General features: G+C 59.1%; 17 protein-coding genes and 1 pseudogene. 9 read left to right on the top strand and 9 right to left on the bottom strand.

Annotation, left to right across the window (positions count from 1 at the left end):
* Positions 1 to 150 precede the first annotated feature (150 nt).
* From A7K61_RS01960 to A7K61_RS01940, 5 genes are all read left to right on the top strand, one after another.
* Positions 151 to 2,184 (top strand): ABC transporter permease subunit, encoded by a 2,034-nt coding sequence (locus A7K61_RS01960; RefSeq protein WP_171905448.1) that lies wholly within the window; start codon positions 151 to 153, stop codon positions 2,182 to 2,184.
* Between the two features lie 15 nt (positions 2,185 to 2,199).
* Entirely contained in the window at positions 2,200 to 3,870 is a 1,671-nt protein-coding gene (gene pstA, locus A7K61_RS01955) for a phosphate ABC transporter permease PstA (RefSeq protein ID WP_003195629.1), read from the top strand.
* Between the two features lie 140 nt (positions 3,871 to 4,010).
* Positions 4,011 to 4,844, top strand: a complete 834-nt coding sequence (gene pstB, locus A7K61_RS01950; RefSeq protein ID WP_003195626.1) for a phosphate ABC transporter ATP-binding protein PstB — start codon at positions 4,011 to 4,013, stop codon at positions 4,842 to 4,844.
* Between the two features lie 70 nt (positions 4,845 to 4,914).
* Positions 4,915 to 5,676, top strand: coding sequence for a phosphate signaling complex protein PhoU (phoU, locus tag A7K61_RS01945; RefSeq protein ID WP_003195624.1), 762 nt, complete (start codon positions 4,915 to 4,917; stop codon positions 5,674 to 5,676).
* Between the two features lie 164 nt (positions 5,677 to 5,840).
* Complete coding sequence (locus A7K61_RS01940; protein WP_014720514.1) at positions 5,841 to 6,740, top strand: response regulator; 900 nt, start codon at positions 5,841 to 5,843, stop codon at positions 6,738 to 6,740.
* A gap of 140 nt (positions 6,741 to 6,880) precedes the next feature.
* Here A7K61_RS01940 and A7K61_RS01935 read toward each other — a convergent pair whose 3' ends face one another.
* From A7K61_RS01935 to phoB, 3 genes are all read right to left on the bottom strand, one after another.
* Positions 6,881 to 8,221, bottom strand: coding sequence for a hemolysin family protein (locus A7K61_RS01935; protein ID WP_003195620.1), 1,341 nt, complete (start codon positions 8,219 to 8,221; stop codon positions 6,881 to 6,883).
* A gap of 257 nt (positions 8,222 to 8,478) precedes the next feature.
* Positions 8,479 to 9,765 (bottom strand): phosphate regulon sensor histidine kinase PhoR, encoded by a 1,287-nt coding sequence (gene phoR, locus A7K61_RS01930; RefSeq protein WP_256557694.1) that lies wholly within the window; start codon positions 9,763 to 9,765, stop codon positions 8,479 to 8,481.
* Positions 9,766 to 9,860: 95 nt separating this feature from the next.
* Positions 9,861 to 10,550: a phosphate regulon transcriptional regulator PhoB gene (gene phoB / locus A7K61_RS01925; protein ID WP_003195617.1), complete on the bottom strand. Its 690-nt coding sequence runs from the start codon at positions 10,548 to 10,550 to the stop codon at positions 9,861 to 9,863.
* 154 nt (positions 10,551 to 10,704) lie between these two features.
* Between phoB and A7K61_RS01920 the strand changes: the two genes are divergently transcribed.
* Complete coding sequence (locus A7K61_RS01920) at positions 10,705 to 11,082, top strand: hypothetical protein (RefSeq protein WP_003195615.1); 378 nt, start codon at positions 10,705 to 10,707, stop codon at positions 11,080 to 11,082.
* 120 nt (positions 11,083 to 11,202) lie between these two features.
* On the opposite strand, the gene ubiA is transcribed toward A7K61_RS01920, so the two are convergent.
* Both ubiA and A7K61_RS01910 read right to left on the bottom strand, forming a co-directional pair.
* Entirely contained in the window at positions 11,203 to 12,093 is an 891-nt protein-coding gene (gene ubiA / locus A7K61_RS01915) for a 4-hydroxybenzoate octaprenyltransferase (RefSeq protein WP_044269935.1), read from the bottom strand.
* Positions 12,093 to 12,656 (bottom strand): chorismate lyase, encoded by a 564-nt coding sequence (locus tag A7K61_RS01910; RefSeq protein ID WP_069556849.1) that lies wholly within the window; start codon positions 12,654 to 12,656, stop codon positions 12,093 to 12,095. Before A7K61_RS01910 ends, ubiA begins: the two co-directional genes overlap by 1 nt.
* Positions 12,657 to 12,851: 195 nt before the next feature.
* Between A7K61_RS01910 and A7K61_RS01905 the strand changes: the two genes are divergently transcribed.
* The 3 genes from A7K61_RS01905 to A7K61_RS01895 all read left to right on the top strand — a co-directional run bounded on the left by A7K61_RS01905 (position 12,852) and on the right by A7K61_RS01895 (position 14,670).
* The gene (locus tag A7K61_RS01905; RefSeq protein ID WP_002555879.1) at positions 12,852 to 13,019 is read left to right on the top strand and encodes a rubredoxin; all 168 of its coding nucleotides are present in this window, start codon (positions 12,852 to 12,854) and stop codon (positions 13,017 to 13,019) included.
* Between the two features lie 36 nt (positions 13,020 to 13,055).
* The gene (locus tag A7K61_RS01900; protein ID WP_003195591.1) at positions 13,056 to 14,204 is read left to right on the top strand and encodes an NAD(P)/FAD-dependent oxidoreductase; all 1,149 of its coding nucleotides are present in this window, start codon (positions 13,056 to 13,058) and stop codon (positions 14,202 to 14,204) included.
* Positions 14,205 to 14,394: 190 nt separating this feature from the next.
* Entirely contained in the window at positions 14,395 to 14,670 is a 276-nt protein-coding gene (locus A7K61_RS01895) for an HU family DNA-binding protein (protein ID WP_003213368.1), read from the top strand.
* 129 nt (positions 14,671 to 14,799) lie between these two features.
* Here the strand turns inward: A7K61_RS01895 and A7K61_RS01890 are convergent, their stop codons facing one another.
* From A7K61_RS01890 to A7K61_RS01870, 4 genes and pseudogenes are all read right to left on the bottom strand, one after another.
* On the bottom strand, positions 14,800 to 15,462 hold the full coding sequence (locus tag A7K61_RS01890; protein ID WP_069556848.1) for a hypothetical protein: 663 nt from the start codon (positions 15,460 to 15,462) through the stop codon (positions 14,800 to 14,802).
* A gap of 136 nt (positions 15,463 to 15,598) precedes the next feature.
* Complete coding sequence (locus A7K61_RS01885) at positions 15,599 to 16,258, bottom strand: hypothetical protein (protein WP_069556847.1); 660 nt, start codon at positions 16,256 to 16,258, stop codon at positions 15,599 to 15,601.
* Positions 16,258 to 17,541: pseudogene (locus A7K61_RS01880) on the bottom strand (RHS repeat domain-containing protein); the annotation flags it as partial. The pseudogene A7K61_RS01880 and the gene A7K61_RS01885, both read right to left, overlap by 1 nt.
* Before the next feature lie 130 nt (positions 17,542 to 17,671).
* Positions 17,672 to 18,259, bottom strand: a 588-nt coding sequence (locus tag A7K61_RS01870) for a pentapeptide repeat-containing protein (protein WP_069556887.1), incomplete at its 5' end; no start/stop codon positions are given.

Here is an 18,259-nt window from a genome sequence, read left to right as displayed (position 1 = left end):
AAGGATCGCTTCACCCGTTGGTATGTGCTGGTCGGCGGCCTCGCCGTGCTGGCGGCCATTACCCTGATCTTCTTCTTCCTCGCCTACGTGGTTGCGCCGCTGTTCCAGGGCGCCTCGTTGACCAAGGAAGACGCGTTGACGCCCGCCTGGATGCAGGACGCCGGCAAGCCGTTGATGATCTCCCTCGAAGAACAGAACCAAGTCGCCATGCGGGTCTCCGACACGGGCCAGGCGTTGTTCTTTGCCGTGGACACCGGTGCCGAGCTCAAGCGTGTCGACCTGCCGCTTCCGGCCGGTACCAGCGTTGCTTCCATTGGTGAAGACCAGCCGGGCAGCCCGCTGGTGATCCTCGGCTTGTCCAATGGCCAATCTTTGGTGTTCCGCCACACCTATAAGGTGTCGTACCCGGACGGCAAGAAAACCATCACCCCGGCAATCGAATACCCCTACGGCGAAACGCCGATCGTGCTGGATGACGCCGGTCGCCCGCTGGAACACGTTGCGCTCAACGCCACCGACACCTCCCTGGTGGTGGCAGGTTCCGCTGGTTCGCACTTGAACGTGCTGACCCTGAGCCGCGAAGAAAACATGATGACCGGTGAAGTCACCAGCGAGCAGAAGCGTGTCGAGCTGCCGCAGATGACCGAGCCGGTGAAAGCGATCTTCATCGACCCACGCCAGCAGTGGCTGTACGTGATCAACGGCCGTGCCCTCGCCGATGTGTTCAGCCTGCGCGACAAGAGCCTCAACGGTCGCTACAAACTGCTGGAAGACGCCGACACCGAAATCACCGCCAGCACCCAGTTGGTTGGCGGCATCTCGCTGATCCTGGGTAACTCCAAAGGCGGCCTGGCCCAGTGGTTCATGGCCCGCGACCCGGATGGCGAACAGCGCCTGAAACAGATCCGCACCTTCCAGATGGGCACCGCGCCCATCGTCGAAATCAGCGCTGAAGAGCGCCGCAAAGGCTTCACCGCCCTAGATGCTGCTGGCCAGTTCGGCGTGTTCCACAGCACCGCCCACCGCACCTTGCTGGTGGACCCGGTGGTCGACGGCCAGGGCTTGTTCGGCATGTCGCCACGGGCCAACCGTGTGATCGTCGAGGCGGGTGGCAAGCTGCAACCGCTGTTGCTCGATAACCCGCACCCGGAAGTGTCGTGGAGTGCGTTGTGGAGCAAGGTCTGGTACGAAAACTACGACGAACCTAAATACGTCTGGCAATCCACAGCTGCCAACACCGACTTCGAACCCAAGATGAGCCTGGCCCCGCTGACCTTCGGTACCTTGAAGGCTGCGTTCTACGCCATGCTGCTGGCGGCGCCACTGGCGGTTGCCGCAGCGATCTACACCGCTTACTTCATGGCACCGAGCCTGCGCCGCAAGGTCAAGCCGGTGATCGAGCTGATGGAAGCCATGCCGACGGTGATCCTCGGTTTCTTCGCCGGCCTGTTCCTGGCGCCGTATGTGGAAGGGCACCTGCCGGGCATTTTCAGCCTGTTGATGCTGTTGCCGATTGGCATTCTGGTCGCAGGGTTTGTCTTCAGCCGCTTGCCTGAGTCGATCCGCCTGCGCGTTCCCGATGGTTGGGAAAGCGCGATCCTGATCCCGGTGATCCTGTTCGTGGGCTGGCTCTCGCTGTACATGAGCCCGTACCTGGAAACCTGGTTCTTCGGCGGTGACATGCGCATGTGGATCTCCCACGATCTGGGCATTACCTACGACCAGCGCAACGCGTTGGTGGTCGGCCTGGCCATGGGTTTTGCGGTGATCCCGAACATCTACTCCATCGCCGAAGACGCCGTGTTCAGCGTGCCACGCGGCCTGACCCTGGGCTCTCTGGCCCTGGGCGCCACGCCGTGGCAGACCATGACCCGCGTGGTCATCCTCACCGCCAGCCCGGGCATCTTCTCGGCGCTGATGATCGGTATGGGCCGCGCCGTGGGCGAGACCATGATCGTGCTGATGGCCACCGGCAACACTCCGGTGATGGAGATGAACCTGTTCGAGGGCCTGCGCACCCTGGCGGCCAACGTTGCGGTGGAGATGCCCGAGTCGGAAGTGGGCGGCAGTCATTACCGCGTGCTGTTCCTCTCGGCGCTGGTGCTGCTGTTGTTCACCTTCATCATGAACACCCTCGCCGAGCTGATTCGTCAGCGTCTGCGCAAGAAATACTCGTCGCTTTAAGAAAGGTAGAAGTCTGTGAAACAGAACTCCCTGAATGGATGGTTCAAGAGCGGCGCCCCCGGCGTCTGGATCAGCGGTGGCGCGGTGTCCATCGCGGTCATCATGACCATTGGTTTGCTGGCTGTGATTGCGGTGCGGGGCCTGGGCCATTTCTGGCCGGCCGACCTGATCCAGGCCAACTACAACGTGCCAGGCCAGGCCAACCACATCGTGATCGGCGAAGTGGTGCAGAAAGAAGAAGTGCCGCGTGAACGCCTGAAAAGCGCGGGCCTGCCGGTGCCGGACCAAGGCCCGGAATTCATGACCCGTGAGCTGATCAAGGTCGGCAACCGCGACCTGAATGGAAACGACTTCACCTGGATCGTCGGCGAGTGGCTGAAGGACCAGACCAAGCCTGCGAACCTGATGGCCATCGAGCGTCGTGAGTGGGGCAACTTCTACGGCACCCTGGTCAACGTCAAGCAGGATGGCAAGGTTATCGCTGAAGGCGAAGCTGCGTGGCCGGAACTGCAGGCGCGTGTCGAGCGTGTGAACAAGCTCGCCGCTCAGCTCAAGACCTTGGAAAAATCCGATATCGGCGCGATCAACGCAGGACTGGAGCGCATCCGCTTGCACGGTCGCAAACTGGAGCTGGAAGGCAAGCTCGACGCAGCCGCCCAGGCCGACATGGATGCCGACCGCGCCGAGCTGAACGCCCGCTACCAGGACATCGAAGCGCGCCTGGCCGACCTGCACGCACAGTTCAACCGCGACGCCCTCACCGCACGTGACGGCAACGGTAAGGAAGTGGAAATCGGCATCGGCAAAGTGGTGCACGCCTACCAGCCGAACGCCATGGGCACCATGACCAAAATCGGCTTCTACTTCAGCAAGGTCTGGGAATTCCTCAGCGATGACCCACGGGAAGCCAACACCGAAGGCGGGATCTTCCCGGCCATCTTCGGCACCGTGATGATGACCCTGATCATGGCAATGATCGTGACCCCGTTTGGCGTACTGGCCGCGGTGTACCTGCGTGAGTACGCCAAGCAGAACACCTTGACCCGCATCATCCGCATCGCCGTGAACAACCTGGCCGGCGTACCGGCCATCGTCTACGGCGTTTTCGGCCTGGGCTTCTTCGTGTATGTATTGGGGGGCTCGGTCGACCGTCTGTTCTTCGCTGAAGCCCTGCCGGCGCCGACGTTCGGTACGCCGGGGCTGCTCTGGGCCTCGCTGACCCTGGCCCTGCTGGCGGTGCCGGTGGTGATCGTGGCCACCGAAGAAGGCTTGGCGCGCATTCCCCGCACCGTGCGTGAAGGCTCTCTGGCACTCGGCGCGACCAAGGCGGAAACGCTGTGGAAGATCGTGCTGCCGATGGCCAGCCCGGCAATGATGACCGGCATGATCCTCGCCGTGGCGCGTGCCGCCGGTGAGGTGGCACCACTGATGTTGGTGGGTGTAGTGAAGCTGGCGCCGTCGCTGCCGCTGGACGGTAACTATCCGTACCTGCACCTGGACCAGAAGATTATGCACCTGGGTTTCCATATTTATGACGTCGGCTTCCAGAGCCCCAACGTCGAAGCCGCACGGCCGTTGGTGTACGCCACTGCCTTGCTGCTGGTACTGGTGATCGCCACGCTCAACCTGTCGGCGGTGTGGATTCGTAACCACCTGCGCGAGAAGTACAAGGCGTTGGACAGTTAATTGAAGTGAACGCGAATTAAATGTGGGAGCGGGCTTGCTCGCGAAAGCGGTGTGTCATTCAGCACACCTGGCGACTGATACGACGCCTTCGCGAGCAAGCCCGCTCCCACACAATGAATTGGTAGCACAGGGAGCATCCCATGCAACACGAAACCCAATCCCACGGCATCAACATGTCTGCCCTGGGTCGCGACAAGCAGAGCCTGAGCCTGGCCCAGGAAACCGTGGCCATCGAAGTCCCTGGCCTGAGCCTCTACTACGGCGATAAACAAGCGCTGTTCGACGTCAGCATGAACATCCCCAAGCAACGCGTGACCGCCTTCATCGGCCCGTCGGGCTGCGGTAAGTCCACGTTGCTGCGTACCTTCAACCGCATGAATGACCTGGTGGATGGTTGCCGCGTGGAAGGTGCGATCAACCTCTACGGCACCAATATCTACCGCAAGGGCGAAGACGTGGCCGAGCTGCGTCGCCGCGTGGGCATGGTGTTCCAAAAGCCAAACCCGTTCCCCAAGACCATCTACGAAAACGTGGTCTACGGCCTGCGTATCCAGGGCATCAACAAGAAACGCATCCTCGACGAAGCGGTTGAGTGGGCGCTCAAGGGTGCGGCATTGTGGGACGAGGTCAAGGACCGCCTGCACGAATCGGCACTCGGCTTGTCCGGCGGCCAGCAGCAGCGTCTGGTGATCGCCCGTACCATCGCCGTAGAGCCGGAAGTGTTGCTGCTCGACGAACCGTGCTCGGCCCTCGACCCGATCTCCACGTTGAAAGTCGAAGAGCTGATCTACGAGCTCAAGTCCAAATTCACCATCGTCATCGTGACCCACAACATGCAACAGGCGGCGCGGGTTTCCGACTACACCGCGTTCATGTACATGGGCAAGCTGGTGGAGTTCGGCGATACCGACACCCTGTTCACCAATCCGGCGAAGAAGCAGACCGAAGACTACATCACCGGTCGCTACGGCTAGGAAGCTGTGGTTCTGATTGTACTGACGCTGCGGTTCTCCGCACCTTACCGGACGCTCCAAGGACGCCAACATGATTAGCAAAGAAGGCCTTACCCACCACATCTCCGCGCAGTTCAATGCCGAGCTTGAGGAAGTGCGCAGCCACCTCCTGGCGATGGGCGGGCTGGTGGAGAAGCAAGTCAACGATGCGGTCACCGCGCTGATCGAGGCCGACTCGGGCCTGGCCCAGCAGGTGCGTGAGATTGACGAGCAGATCAACCAGATGGAACGCAATATCGACGAAGAGTGCCTACGCATTCTTGCCCGCCGCCAGCCGGCGGCCTCGGACCTGCGTTTGATCATCAGTATTTCCAAGTCGGTGATCGACCTGGAGCGCATCGGTGACGAGGCCACCAAGATTGCCCGCCGCGCCATCCAGCTGTGCGAAGAGGGTGAGGCGCCCCGTGGCTACGTGGAAGTGCGCCATATCGGTGATCAGGTGCGCAACATGGTGCGTGATGCCCTCGACGCCTTCGCCCGCTTTGACGCCGAACTGGCGTTGTCGGTGGCCCAGTACGACAAGATCATCGACCGCGAATACAAGACCGCGCTGCGCGAGCTGGCCACTTACATGATGGAAGACCCGCGCTCGATCTCGCGGGTCTTGAACATTATCTGGGTGCTGCGTTCCCTGGAGCGTATCGGCGACCACGCGCGCAATATCTCGGAATTGGTGATTTATCTGGTGCGCGGCACCGACGTGCGGCACATGGGCCTCAAGCGCATGAAGGCCGAAGTTGAAGGCACTGCTGATCTAATCCCTAATGTTTCGGGCGAATCTGACGATAAGTAAGGTTGCCCGAGAAATTAACGCCCGGCCTCTGGCCGGGCGTTTTCGTTTGTGGCATCTGAATTTTTTGCACAGCAGGCGCCATAAAGTCCTTCTGTGACCCGCGAGTTTTGGCAAAATGCCATCAGTCAGGCGTTTTGCAGACGTTTTTATAGGATGAAGGGTCGATGAGTAAAGTCAGTGTGTTGGTGGTGGATGACGCCTCGTTTATTCGCGACCTGGTGAAGAAGTGCCTGCGCAATTACTTCCCCGGAATCAAGATCGAAGATGCGGTGAACGGCAAAAAGGCGCAATCCATCCTGATGCGCGAAACCTTCGACCTGGTGCTGTGTGACTGGGAAATGCCGGAAATGTCCGGTATTGAGCTGTTGACCTGGTGCCGCGAGCAAGCGCACCTGAAGGCCATGCCGTTCGTGATGGTGACCAGCCGTGGCGACAAGGAAAACGTGGTGCAGGCGATTCAGGCCGGCGTTTCCGGCTATGTGAGCAAGCCGTTCACCAACGAACAGTTGCTGAACAAGGTCAAGCAGGCCCTGCACAAGATCGGTCGCCTCGATGCGCTGATTGCCAGCGCGCCGACCAAGATGAACTCAGCCTTCGGCAACGACTCCCTGAGCGCCCTGACCGGCGGCAAGCCCGAAGCGGTCAAGCCGGCCCCGGTGGCGGCGCCCAGCAAAGGCCTGCTCAACACCCCACCCGTGAAGGCCCCCGCAGCAGCGGCCCCGGCTGGCAGTCGCGGTCAGGGCCAGTTGCGCCTCGCAAGCGGCACCCAGCAATGCGTGATCAAGGCCCTGAGCATCAAGGAAGCGTTGCTGGTGGTGAAGCGTGGCGAGGTCCTGCCTCAGGTGCTGGAAAGCGCCGTGCTCGACCTTGAGCAGGGCGACAACGCCGAAGTCGCGCGGCTCAACGGCTACCTGCACGCCATCGTCGCCTACGAGCCCAAGCCCGACAGCGACTGGTTGCAACTGACCTTCCGCTTTATCGACCAGGATGCGCAGAAGCTGGACTACATTTCCCGCCTGATCGCCCGTGGCACGGCGCAGAAGCATTTCGTGCCGGGTGCATGAAGCACCGCGACGCCTATCCCCTGTAGGAGCGAGCTTGCTCGCGAAAAACGCCAACGATAACGCGTGCTTCCTGAATAAACGCGGCGCCTGTGAGTTTTTCGCGAGCAAGCTCGCTCCTACAGAGGGCGACTGGTCTACAGTCAGTCCAGCAGCAGCACCTTGGCCAATACGATCTTCGGCCCTTTCATCTTCTTGATGATGATCCGCAAGCCTTCAACTTCCAGCACTTCTTCCTCTTCCGGCACGCGCTTGAGCGTGTCGTAGATCAGGCCGGCCAGGGTTTCGGCTTCGATGTGGTCCAGGTCGACGCCCAACAGGCGTTCCACCTTGAACAACGGCGTGTCGCCACGTACCAGCAGTTTGCCGGGCTGGTAGGCGAGGATGCCGCGCTCGGCCTTGCGGTGTTCGTCCTGGATATCGCCCACCAGTACTTCCAGCACGTCTTCCATGGTCAGGTAGCCGATGATCTTGCCATCGGCCTCTTCCACCAGGGCGAAGTGCGCGCCGCCTTTGCGGAACTGCTCCAGCAGTTGCGACAACGGCATATGCCGCGATACGCGTTCCAGCGGGCGGGTCAATTCGGCCAGGTTGAACGATTCGGGGATATGGTCCAGGGCCGCCAGCTCCAGCAGCAAATCCTTGATGTGCAGCAAGCCGACAAACTCGTTGCGCACCGCGTCATACACCGGGTAACGGCTGAATTTGTGACGACGGAACAGCGCGAGGATTTCCTTGAGCGGCGCGTTGAAGTCCAGGGTCACCAGGTCTTCCCGGGAGTTGGCCCAGTCCACCACTTCCAGCTCGCCCATTTCCACAGCGGAGGCCAGTACGCGCATGCCTTGGTCGCTGGGGTCCTGGCCACGGCTGGAGTGCAGGATCAGCTTGAGTTCTTCGCGGCTGTAATGGTGCTCATGGTGCGGGCCAGGCTCGCCTTGGCCAGCGATGCGCAGAATGGCGTTGGCACTGGCGTTGAGCAGGTAGATGGCCGGGTACATCGCCCAGTAGAACAGGTACAGCGGCACGGCCGTCCACAGCGACAGCAGTTCGGGTTTGCGGATCGCCCAGGATTTGGGGGCCAACTCACCGACCACGATGTGCAGGTAGGAAATCACGAAGAAGGCGGCAAAGAACGACACGCCCTTGATCACTTCCGGCGACTGCACGCCGACCGCGCCCAGCATCGGCTCGAGGATGTGCGCAAAGGCCGGTTCACCGACCCAGCCCAAGCCCAGGGACGCCAGGGTGATACCCAACTGGCAAGCCGACAGGTAGGCGTCGAGCTGGCTGTGCACGGTACGCAGGATCTGCCCGCGCCAGCCGTTCTTATGGGCAATGGCCTCGACGCGGGTAGCGCGCAATTTGACCATGGCAAATTCCGCCGCAACGAAGAAACCGTTGAGCAGTACCAGGATCAGTGCAAAAAGAATCATGCCGAAATCGGCGAAGAGTGTAGCGAGGGTAATGCCAGGGGAAGGGTCCATGATGGGGTTTTGCAGGTTCCGTGTGTTCAATAAGGGGTGACAGGTGGGCCTGAAAGGCAGGCACAAGTCGGCCAATGTAGCGGCTGACGGGGCGCTTGCCTAGTGCCCGCTGCCGGGCGGGGCTGCAAAGTCGTGTCGCAGAACCCGTGTGGGAGCTGGCTTGCCTGCGATGGCGGTCTGCCTGCTACCGATGATTTGGCTGACCCGCCGCCATCGCAGGCAAGCCAGCTCCCACATTGGGCCGTGCTCACTTCAACCTAATCATCGGTCTCGAGTGCCCGCGAACGGCTTACCTGCGCCGGCGGAAAATGGCAGGTAAAGGTACTGCCATGCCCCAGCACGCTGCTGATTTCCAGGCGGGCCCGATGGCGCAGCAGTACATGCTTGACGATGGCCAGGCCCAGCCCGGTGCCGCCGGTGTTGGAGTTGCGGCTGGAGTCGACCCGGTAGAAGCGTTCGGTCAGGCGCGGCAGGTGCTTGGCGTCGATACCGATACCCGAGTCCTGCACACTCAGGTGCGCACCGTGCTCGTCGGCCCACCAGCGAATGCGGATATTGCCCTTGTCCTGGGTGTACTTCACCGCGTTGAACACCAGGTTGGAGAATGCGCTGCGCAGTTCGCCCTCGCTGCCCTTGAGCAATACGGTTGGGTCGGCCTCCAGCGTGATCTGCTGCCCGCGTTCGCCCGAGAGGGCCTGGGCATCGTTCTTGATCGTCTGCAACAGGCTGTGCACGGCCACGGGGTGGTTGTCCGAGGGGTAGTCCGTGGCCTCAAGCTTGGCCAGCAACAGCAGGTCGTTGAGCAGGGTCTGCATGCGTGAGCCTTGCTGCTGCATCTGTTGCAGGGCGCGGCTCCAGCGCGGGTTGATCTCCTCGACGTTGTCGAGCAACGTCTCCAGGTAGCCGCAGATCACCGTCAACGGCGTGCGCAGCTCATGGGAAACGTTGGCGACGAAGTCTTTGCGCATCTGTTCCAGCTGGTGGATACGGGTCACGTCACGCACCAGCATCAAGTGCTCGTTGTTGCCGTAGCGGGTCAGGTACAGCTGGATGCGCACGCGGTCGTTGGTGGGGGAGGGGATTTCCAGGGCTTCTTCGTAGTTGTCCTGCTCGAAGTACTCTTTGAAGCGCGGGTGACGCACCAGGTTGGTCACCGGCTGGCCGCTGTCCTGGGGCGTCTTGAGGCCCAGCAGGGTCTCGGCGGCACGGTTCCACCATTCCAGGTTGCCGTCGCTGTCGAGCATGATCACCGCGTCCTTGAGCGCGGCGGTGGACTCCTGCACCCGGTCGATCACCGCTTGCAGGCGCCCGCGTACCCGTTGGTCGCGGCGTTGCAGGTGGTAGATGCTGTCGAACACCTCGCCCCACAGGCCGTAGCCATCGGGCGGTGCTTCATCGGGTTTATGCTGGCGCAGCCATTCATGCAAGCGCAGCAACTGCTTGAGGGTCCAGCCCAGGTACAAGGCAATGCCCGCAGCCAGGCTCCAGCCGTAGTAGCCGCTGATTAGCCCCACCAACAGGCAGCCGGTGACCAGCAAGAGCATGTGGCGGATCAGGGTGCCATGCCAGTTTTGGTTCACTTGAACATGCGTCCTTGTCAGCTGTTTAAGTCAGGCGATTAAGTCACGAAGCAGCTGGCTCAGCCTTTGGTAGAAAACCGATAGCCGGTGCCGCGCACGGTTTGTACCAGATTCTCGTACGCATCGCCCAAGGCTTTGCGCAGGCGGCGGATATGCACATCCACCGTGCGCTCTTCCACATAGACGTTGCCGCCCCACACCTGGTCGAGCAGTTGGCCACGGGTGTAGGCGCGCTCCTGGTGGGTCATGAAGAATTGCAGCAGGCGATATTCGGTCGGTCCCATCTCCGCAGGCTTGCCGTCGATGGTCACGCGGTGGCTGATCGGGTCCAGAATCAGGCCGTCGACTTCAATAGGCGCTTCGCCATCGGTCGGGCCGGCGCGGCGCAGCACGGCTTTGAGGCGCGCCACCAGCTCCCTGGGGGAAAACGGCTTGGTGATGTAGTCATCGGCGCCGACTTCCAGGCCCTGGATCTTGTTGTCCTCTTCGCCCTTGGCGGTGAGCATGATGATCGGAATATCCCCGGTCAGCTCGTCACGCTTGAGACGGCGGGCCAACTCGATGCCTGAGGTGCCGGGAAGCATCCAGTCGAGCAGGATCAGGTCCGGCTTGCGGTCGACGATAATGGCGTGGGCCTGTTGGGAGTTTTCCGCCTCCAGGCAGTCATAGCCGGCCATTTCCAACGCAACGGCGATCATCTCGCGAATGGGCGCTTCGTCGTCAACAATCAGAATGCTCCTGCCAACCATGCTCAAAATCCTCTTGTCATTTAACTGTCTTGCGCCGCATTAGATAACGGAATTATTGCAGTCGTGTGACAGTAATTTAGTCGCTTGGGCAATTAACGGCACTCTGGACTACCCTTTGGGTCCGAATCCTGACAACCACAAAAGGAAGGTTCCGATGACTTACAGCACTGTTTCCTGGAAAGCCCTGCTGGTATCTGCGGTGTTGACGCTGCCAGGCCTGGCGTTTGCGGCAGAGCCGGCGATGACTAAAGACGGGATGTTGGTGGATCACAAAGGGATGACGCTCTACACCTTCGACAAGGACGCTGATGGCAAATCAGTGTGCAAGGACCAGTGCGCGACCAACTGGCCACCGCTGAAGGCAGAGTCCACCGACACCAAGACCGGCGATTGGACGGTGATCACCCGCGACGACCAGACCAGCCAGTGGGCGTACAAAGGCAAGCCTGTCTATACCTACAAGGACGACAAGAAAGCCGGTGACAAGACCGGTGATGGCAAGGGTAGCGTTTGGCACATCATCAAACCCTGACTAAGCGGCGGCTTTGAGGCCTTCGCGAGCAAGCCCGCTCCCACTTTTGATGTGCGAATACAATCAAAATGTGGGAGCTGGCTTGCCTGCGATGGCGCCCCAAAAATCACCACAGAATCCTCAGCGAACCGCGTAATCCACCACAATCCCGACAAAAATCGCCAACCCCGCCCAGTGGTTATGCAAGAACGCCTTGAAGCACTTCATGCGGTCCCTGTCCCGCGTGTACCAGAACTCCCAGACAAAACAGCCCGCTGCCGCCAGCAACCCCAGGTGGAACCACCCGCCCAGCTCGAACCGTGCGCCGGCCAGCAACAGGCACGCCAGCGCCAGGCCTTGCAGGGTGAGGATGATCACGCGGTCGGCATCGCCAAATAGAATCGCGGTGGATTTCACCCCGATCTTCAAGTCGTCATCGCGGTCGGTCATGGCGTAATAGGTGTCGTAGCCCACCGTCCACAACAGGTTGGCGATGTACAGCAGCCACGCCGTGGCAGGCAAATGGCCGGTCTCGGCGGTAAACGCCATCGGCATGCCCCAGGAAAACGCCGCGCCCAGCACCACTTGGGGGTAATAGGTGTAGCGCTTCATGAACGGGTAGCTCGCCGCCAGTGCCAGGCCGCCCAGGGACAGCAGGATGGTGCTGGCGTTGGTCAGCAGCACCAGCAGGAAACTGATGCCCATCAGCACGGCAAAAAACACCAGCGCTTCTTTCGAGCTGATCTTGCCGCTCACCAGCGGGCGTTGCTCGGTGCGTTTCACATGGCCATCGACCTTGCGGTCGGCCCAGTCATTGATCACGCAGCCGCCGGCCCGGGTGAGTATCACGCCCAGCACGAAAATCACGATATTGATCAGCGACGGCGAACCCTTGCCGGCAATCCACAGGGCCCACAGTGTCGGCCACAGCAGCAGGTAGATGCCGATGGGCTTGTCCATGCGCGTCAACTGAATGAAATCCCAGGCCCTGGGGTTCAGGCGGTTCAGGGACTTGAGCAGACGTTGGTACATCAGCAGTTCTCCGGATGATCGTGCAACGCGTGCCAGAAACTCGGCAGGAAGACTTCCGCCACCAGCACGCTCAGCGTCCCGCGGTCGAAGCGCGAGCGGCGCGCCCACAGATTATCGGCCTGGTCCGCTGTCGGCAGCCAGGCACGAGGGTAGTGACACACTTCAATGGCCTGGCGGGTAAAGGCGCGGTCGCAGAACAGCAACTCGCCCAGCGAGCGGCTGCCCAGCTCGTCCATGTGCAGCCCATCGCCCTGCAAGGCACTGCGGGCCGCCACGCTGCGGGCGAACACCCAAGGCTGGCCGTGCCCGCGCAAATACACCTCGCGTACCCAACCGATACTGGCCGGCGGCAGGTCCAGCGCGGCACATTCGTCGTCGCGCAACGGTTGCCAGCCTTCGAACAGCGGCGTCACGCTGAAACCCTCGTTGGACAGCCACGTCAGTCGTCGCGTCAGCGAGCCTTCGTCAAACAGCCAATTGAGGGTCAAGGGCGTGGGCAAGGGGCTCAGAAGGCTCTGGGTCAGCCATTGGCAAGCGTCGGGAAGGGCGATTGAGTGCGGCACGGTGAGTCAGTATTGGCAGCAAAGGAGGCGGCGAGCTTACCATGGCACCCTGGGCTTTTGCCGTGCCAAACCCGTCGTTTGCGTCGAACATGCTTGCATCTGCAGGCCCCGATCAGTACAAAACGCCCTGAGCCGTGCGGCAACGCTGGATCCATCGACCGCCGGCCAACACGCCTGAACCTGAGGAAGCACGTAATGAAGAAGTGGCAATGTATCGTCTGTGGCCTTATTTACAACGAAGCGGACGGCTGGCCGGATGACGGTATTGCACCAGGCACTCTGTGGCAGGACGTCCCGGAAGACTGGCTGTGCCCGGACTGCGGTGTGGGCAAAATGGATTTCGAAATGATCGAAATCGGCTAATCAACGAATTAAGAAACGTACTACAAGGAGAAGGGAATGAACGCACCTGTCGTGATCATCGGCACAGGATTGGCCGGTTACAACGTCGCCCGGGAGTTTCGCAAGCTCGACAGCGAGACCCCGTTGCTGCTGATCACTGCCGATGACGGACGCTCCTACTCCAAGCCCATGCTCTCCACCGGCTTTGGCAAGAACAAGGAAGCCGATGGCCTGAGCATGGCCGAGCCTGGCGCGATGGCCGAGCAACTCAAGGCCCAAGTGCGCACCCATACGCGCATCAGCGGCATCGACCCAGGCCACAAGCGTCTGTGGATCGGCGAGGAAGCAGTGACCTACCGCGACCTGGTCCTGGCCTGGGGTGCAGAAACCGTGCGCGTACCGGTCGAAGGCGATGCGGCTGAGCTGATTTTCCCGATCAACGACCTGGAAGACTACGCGCGCTTTCGCGCTGCCGCTGCCGGCAAACGGCGCGTGCTGCTGCTCGGCGCCGGCCTGATCGGCTGTGAGTTTGCCAATGATCTGATCCTGGGCGGCTATGAAATCGACCTGGTCGCGCCCTGTGAGCAAGTCATGCCGACCCTTCTGCACCCGGCGGCAGCCGCAGCGGTGCAAGCCGGGCTGGAAGGCATCGGCGCGCGCTTCCACCTGGGCCCGGTGCTCAATCGCCTGCAACGCACGGCTGATGGCCTTGAAGCGCACCTGTCGGACGGCGAAGTGATCCACTGTGACCTGGTGGTGTCGGCCATTGGCCTGCGCCCTCGCGTAGACCTGGCCGCAGCGGCCGGCCTGCAAATCAACCGCGGGATCATGGTGGACCGCCACCTCAAGACCTCCCACGCCAATATCTATGCCCTGGGCGACTGCGCCGAGGTCGATGGCCTGAACCTGTTGTACGTGATGCCGCTGATGAGCTGCGCCCGCGCCCTGGCGCAAACCCTGGCCGGCAATGCCACGGCGGTGAGCTACGGGCCGATGCCCATCACCGTGAAAACCCCGGTGTGCCCGCTCGTGGTATCACCTGCGCCACGGGGCACGGAAGGCGTGTGGAGCGTCGAAGGGCAGGGTGCCGACATCAAGGCCCTGTGCCGCGATGCCAGCGGCCGCCTGCTGGGTTATGCGTTGACCGGCAGCGCCGTCATGGAAAAACTGGCGCTGAACAAAGAACTTCCGCCGCTGCTGGCGTAAATACCACCCGTTCTGTCGCAAACATCACGTTCTTACCCGGAGAAAGGCCGCCGCGAGACTGGCGCGGCGCCCGAGGGCATGCCATCCTCACTCCCGTCTGCCGCAGAGTAGAGCCTGCGGCGCCTTGGCGCTGCTCCACCAGAGAGCAGCACGGACATAACAACAAAAAACCGTCAAAGAGGCTTCACATATGCGTAAACCAGAACTCGCAGCCGCCATCGCTGAAAAAGCCGATCTCACCAAAGAACAGGCCAACCGCGTCCTCAACGCCGTCCTCGAAGAAATCACCGGCGCCCTGCACCGCAAAGACAGCGTCACCCTGGTCGGCTTCGGCACTTTCCTGCAACGCCACCGTGGCGCCCGCACCGGCAAAAACCCGCAAACCGGTGAGCCAGTGAAAATCAAGGCGAGCAACACCGTAGCGTTCAAGCCGGGCAAGTCGCTCAAAGACAGCGTCAACCCGTAAGTTAAGCGGTACCGTCTCGAAGGGAGGCGGGGCGGTAAAAAAGATGGGCACGCCGACTGGGTCGGGTGCCCATTTTTTGTTGGGTGCTGATGCGTATGCCAGATTAAGCCAGCTCGCCTAGTCGCATTTTCAGGTGAATTGAACTAGGAAATAGCCGCCCACATCCCCTTCCTTCAGCTTTTTCGCTCGATTATCGGCGAACACATAGCCGATACCGCCACCGAATATTCCTTCGTGACTAGGGCTGATTTTTGCAATGTCGGCGTCGCTGAGTTGAGCCAAGAAATAGTAGCGAGGGCTTTCATACAAAGGGTCTTGCAACCGAGCAGGGCGCCCAAGGGCCTTGCTGATACCCGCGCCACTGTCCACGTCTTCCAATTCCTCCTCCATTTGTTCGGGAGTGAACGGTTGCTGGGCAATATACGTTCGCGGAATTGGATCAACCAACGCAGCGGGTGTGAGTTCGGAAGTCGCCAGCGCGTGAAGCAGAACCTGGCTATGGCCAAGTTGAAGTTTTTCCATCTCGCTTTGTTGATGGACAGTCAACTTTCGTACAGACGATCGTGTGTACGTTTCGTCAGTCCGCTCAACGGAGACGAACACCGTAAGCGCCATCCCGGAGGGTATGAATGGGACGTCCAAGAACGTTGAGGTCATCGTAATCACCGGCAGCATAAGCTGATTGGTTTGCGGGTCTTTAGGCCACAGTGCAAGGTCTGTAAGCCACGCACCTCCGCCTATTTGTCCAAGGTTATGGTCTTGCTCTGAGAGGATAATTTGATTGATACCCATAGCCGGTGATCCTTTAGAAACAACCTTTTCGTTTGGCGAATGACGTGGCAGAGCGCCTCTCGCTATGGATTTCGATCAAGCGATGCTCGGCATCGTAGATGAAGGTTCCCGTTGACCTTGGGTGTTGTTCTGGCTATCAAGACAGATGCAGGTAAAACAGTTCCACTTCATTTGGGTCTTCAGAGGACCTCAGCACAGCTTTGTATTTGTCTTCAAGTTTCTGATTTAGACCTTCGTTATATAGCAAATAAAGAGCAGGATAATCAGTGTTGGTGCGAATCCAGTCTTCCGAATCTGCTTCGTCAAACCAACATTGGGCTAATCCAATACTGGTCAGCAACTGCTCTTTCCAGTCAGGTTTTTCATCCAGGCTGTCAAATGAATACAACCATATTGAAAAACGCTCATTGAAGTTCTCAAGCGTTTCGCCGGGATTTTTTAGTGGCCGCCAGTCCGTCAGCTCGGCGACAACATGGTTGGAAGTCCGGGTTTTAATAGTCTTCTCGATAATAGACTGGGACCAGTTTTCCGGATATTCAAACCGTTCGTCTCGGAGTGCTTTATTAAGGACGTTGTTCACGCACGTCATCAGCGCTGGTTCCACTATCTGAAGCGTCAAGTGGAGAGAAAACCATCCCTTACTCTTGGATAGATTTATCGTGTAGCGACGAACTCGACCACGCGCGCCATTCGTTTCAAAATGTCTGCCTTTTTTTAGCGCGTACCCATGTTTCGCAAAGGGTTCTGCTAAGAATGAGGTCAGTAACTTCAATATATCTTTTACAGTTTCAGTCATTACGGCAACCTCCATAGTGGGACCCTGGCTTCGCTAACGGTTACGCCTTTTGTGCTCTTTCCAGAATTACCAAATATGCCTTTCCCATCGGCGATGATTTTGTCTTTTGCAAGCTGGGCTTTAGACCGTACAGCGCCACCTGACTTGACCTCAATTGCGACGACTTTCCCGGTTTTGTTATTTTTTATCAAAATGTCTACGTAGCGGCCTCTCCCTGCACCTGGAGTTTTGACATAAACCTGTGTACCGAGCACGGTCACTTTGGGATTATTTAATAGCTTCTGATGCACCAGGTTTTCAGCGGCTTTACCGTTGACTTTATTCTGCCTCCTTTGTGCTGAGGAACAGGCCCAGCCCCAGGGGTCTATCCAACCCGTCGGGTTAGGAGCGTATTGGTAAAGATTGCCGCCTCCCGCCAACCCAATCGGATCCGGCGTCGTAAACCTCCCCACATCCGGATCATAAAACCGAAACGTGTTGTAGTGCAGCCCAATCTCCCGATCCAGATACTGCCCCTGGAACCGCAAATTCTGCTCTTCGATAAAGTACGCTTCACGCACTTCTTCGTCAGCATTCCCCCACACCTGATAGCGCGCCTGCCACACCGTTTTCCCATCAGCTTCGGTCAGTTGCTCAGGCAATCCATTCAGGTCGTTGTGGTAGTAGCGCACGCTTTGATGCTCACCCGTGCCGTCCACTCGAGCCAGCGGTACATAGCCGTCTTCTTCATAGAGATAGAGGCTGGTCTGGCTATGCCGATGCTCCTGCAGCAGGCGCAACCCCTCCCAATCAAAGCGGGTTTCACCCAACGGATAACCGTTGCTGTCATGTTCGGTTTTAGCGATGCGCCGGCCGAGGGGGTCATAGGTCATTTTTACGACCGTTTCGCGTCCATCCTTCTGGCTACGGACTTCGATCAGGCGATGCTCTGCGTCGTAGGCAAAGAGCTGTACGCCGCGTAGGACACTGCGCTTTTCGATCATTCGGCCAAAGCCGTCGTAACGATAGCGTTTGTCCTGATAGGTCAACAGCTTGTTATGCACCACCAGCCCCGCACTGGCTGATGGTCCGTCCAGCAGGTTTGCTGCGGCATCGTAGGCAAACGTTTCTCGCTGGCCCTGAGCGTTGTCCTGGCTGGCGATAATGCGCCCGGTGGCGTCGTAGTGGAGCAGTTGGCGCTGATCCCGACGGTTATCGCGGTCACGCTCCAGGCGGCCGATCAGGTTATCGGCCGGGTCATAGTCAAAGTGTTTTTGCTGGGCGGCCGGCAGTTGCGTGGGCTGGCCGTTTGGTTAAAGGGGACGGATTTATTTGATCGATTTAAATTAAATAATCTGCCCACCTTTTGCAGTTTTTAATAAACTGAGGTCCCGATCATCAGGAATTTTTAATTCAGAGCTGCCCTAACGTTTCTTAAGTTGCCTGAAGAAGCGCAATAAACTGTTTGGTGAACTTAGGCCCTTCGTATTCTTCAAGATTCTTGATATTGAAGAGCGCGCCTCGTTGCGTTGTGAGTTTTTGGAGGCGGCGTTTCAATAGCTTATTGATCTGGTTGTCTGGCTCAGAGGTAATTGATGCAAGCGCTTTACGGGCGCGATCTGACACGTCTTTGAAAAAAACGTGCTGGATATCTGCGGGGGGGATAATCTGCGTAAGATCACAGTTTTGAAATGTTACCCAATCCAATTTGCACAATTCAAAATCAACAAGAAGGGGGGTGTTGGGCGGTTCGGATATGAAACTTACCTCTTGTAATTTTCCCGAAAACTTGAGGTTTTTTATTTTGCTGGCATTGAACGAGTTGTCAGTGATCTTGCACTGGGTAAATAGGCAGTTGCTGAATTCACAATCTTTCAAAGACGCTTCTCGAAAGTTGCACTTTATGAAAGTGCAGTTCTCGAATTTGCTGTTGCTGTTGCTGTTGCTGTTGCTGTTGCTGTTGCTGTTGCTGTTGCTGTTGCTGTTGCTGTTGCTGTTGCTGTTGCTGTTGCTGTTGCTGTT

The organism is Pseudomonas sp. AP42, from assembly GCF_001728935.1.
Taxonomy (GTDB): Bacteria; Pseudomonadota; Gammaproteobacteria; order Pseudomonadales; family Pseudomonadaceae; genus Aquipseudomonas; species Aquipseudomonas lactis.
Note: the sequence above shows the minus strand (reverse complement) of the source record. Positions and strands in the feature narration are given on the sequence as shown.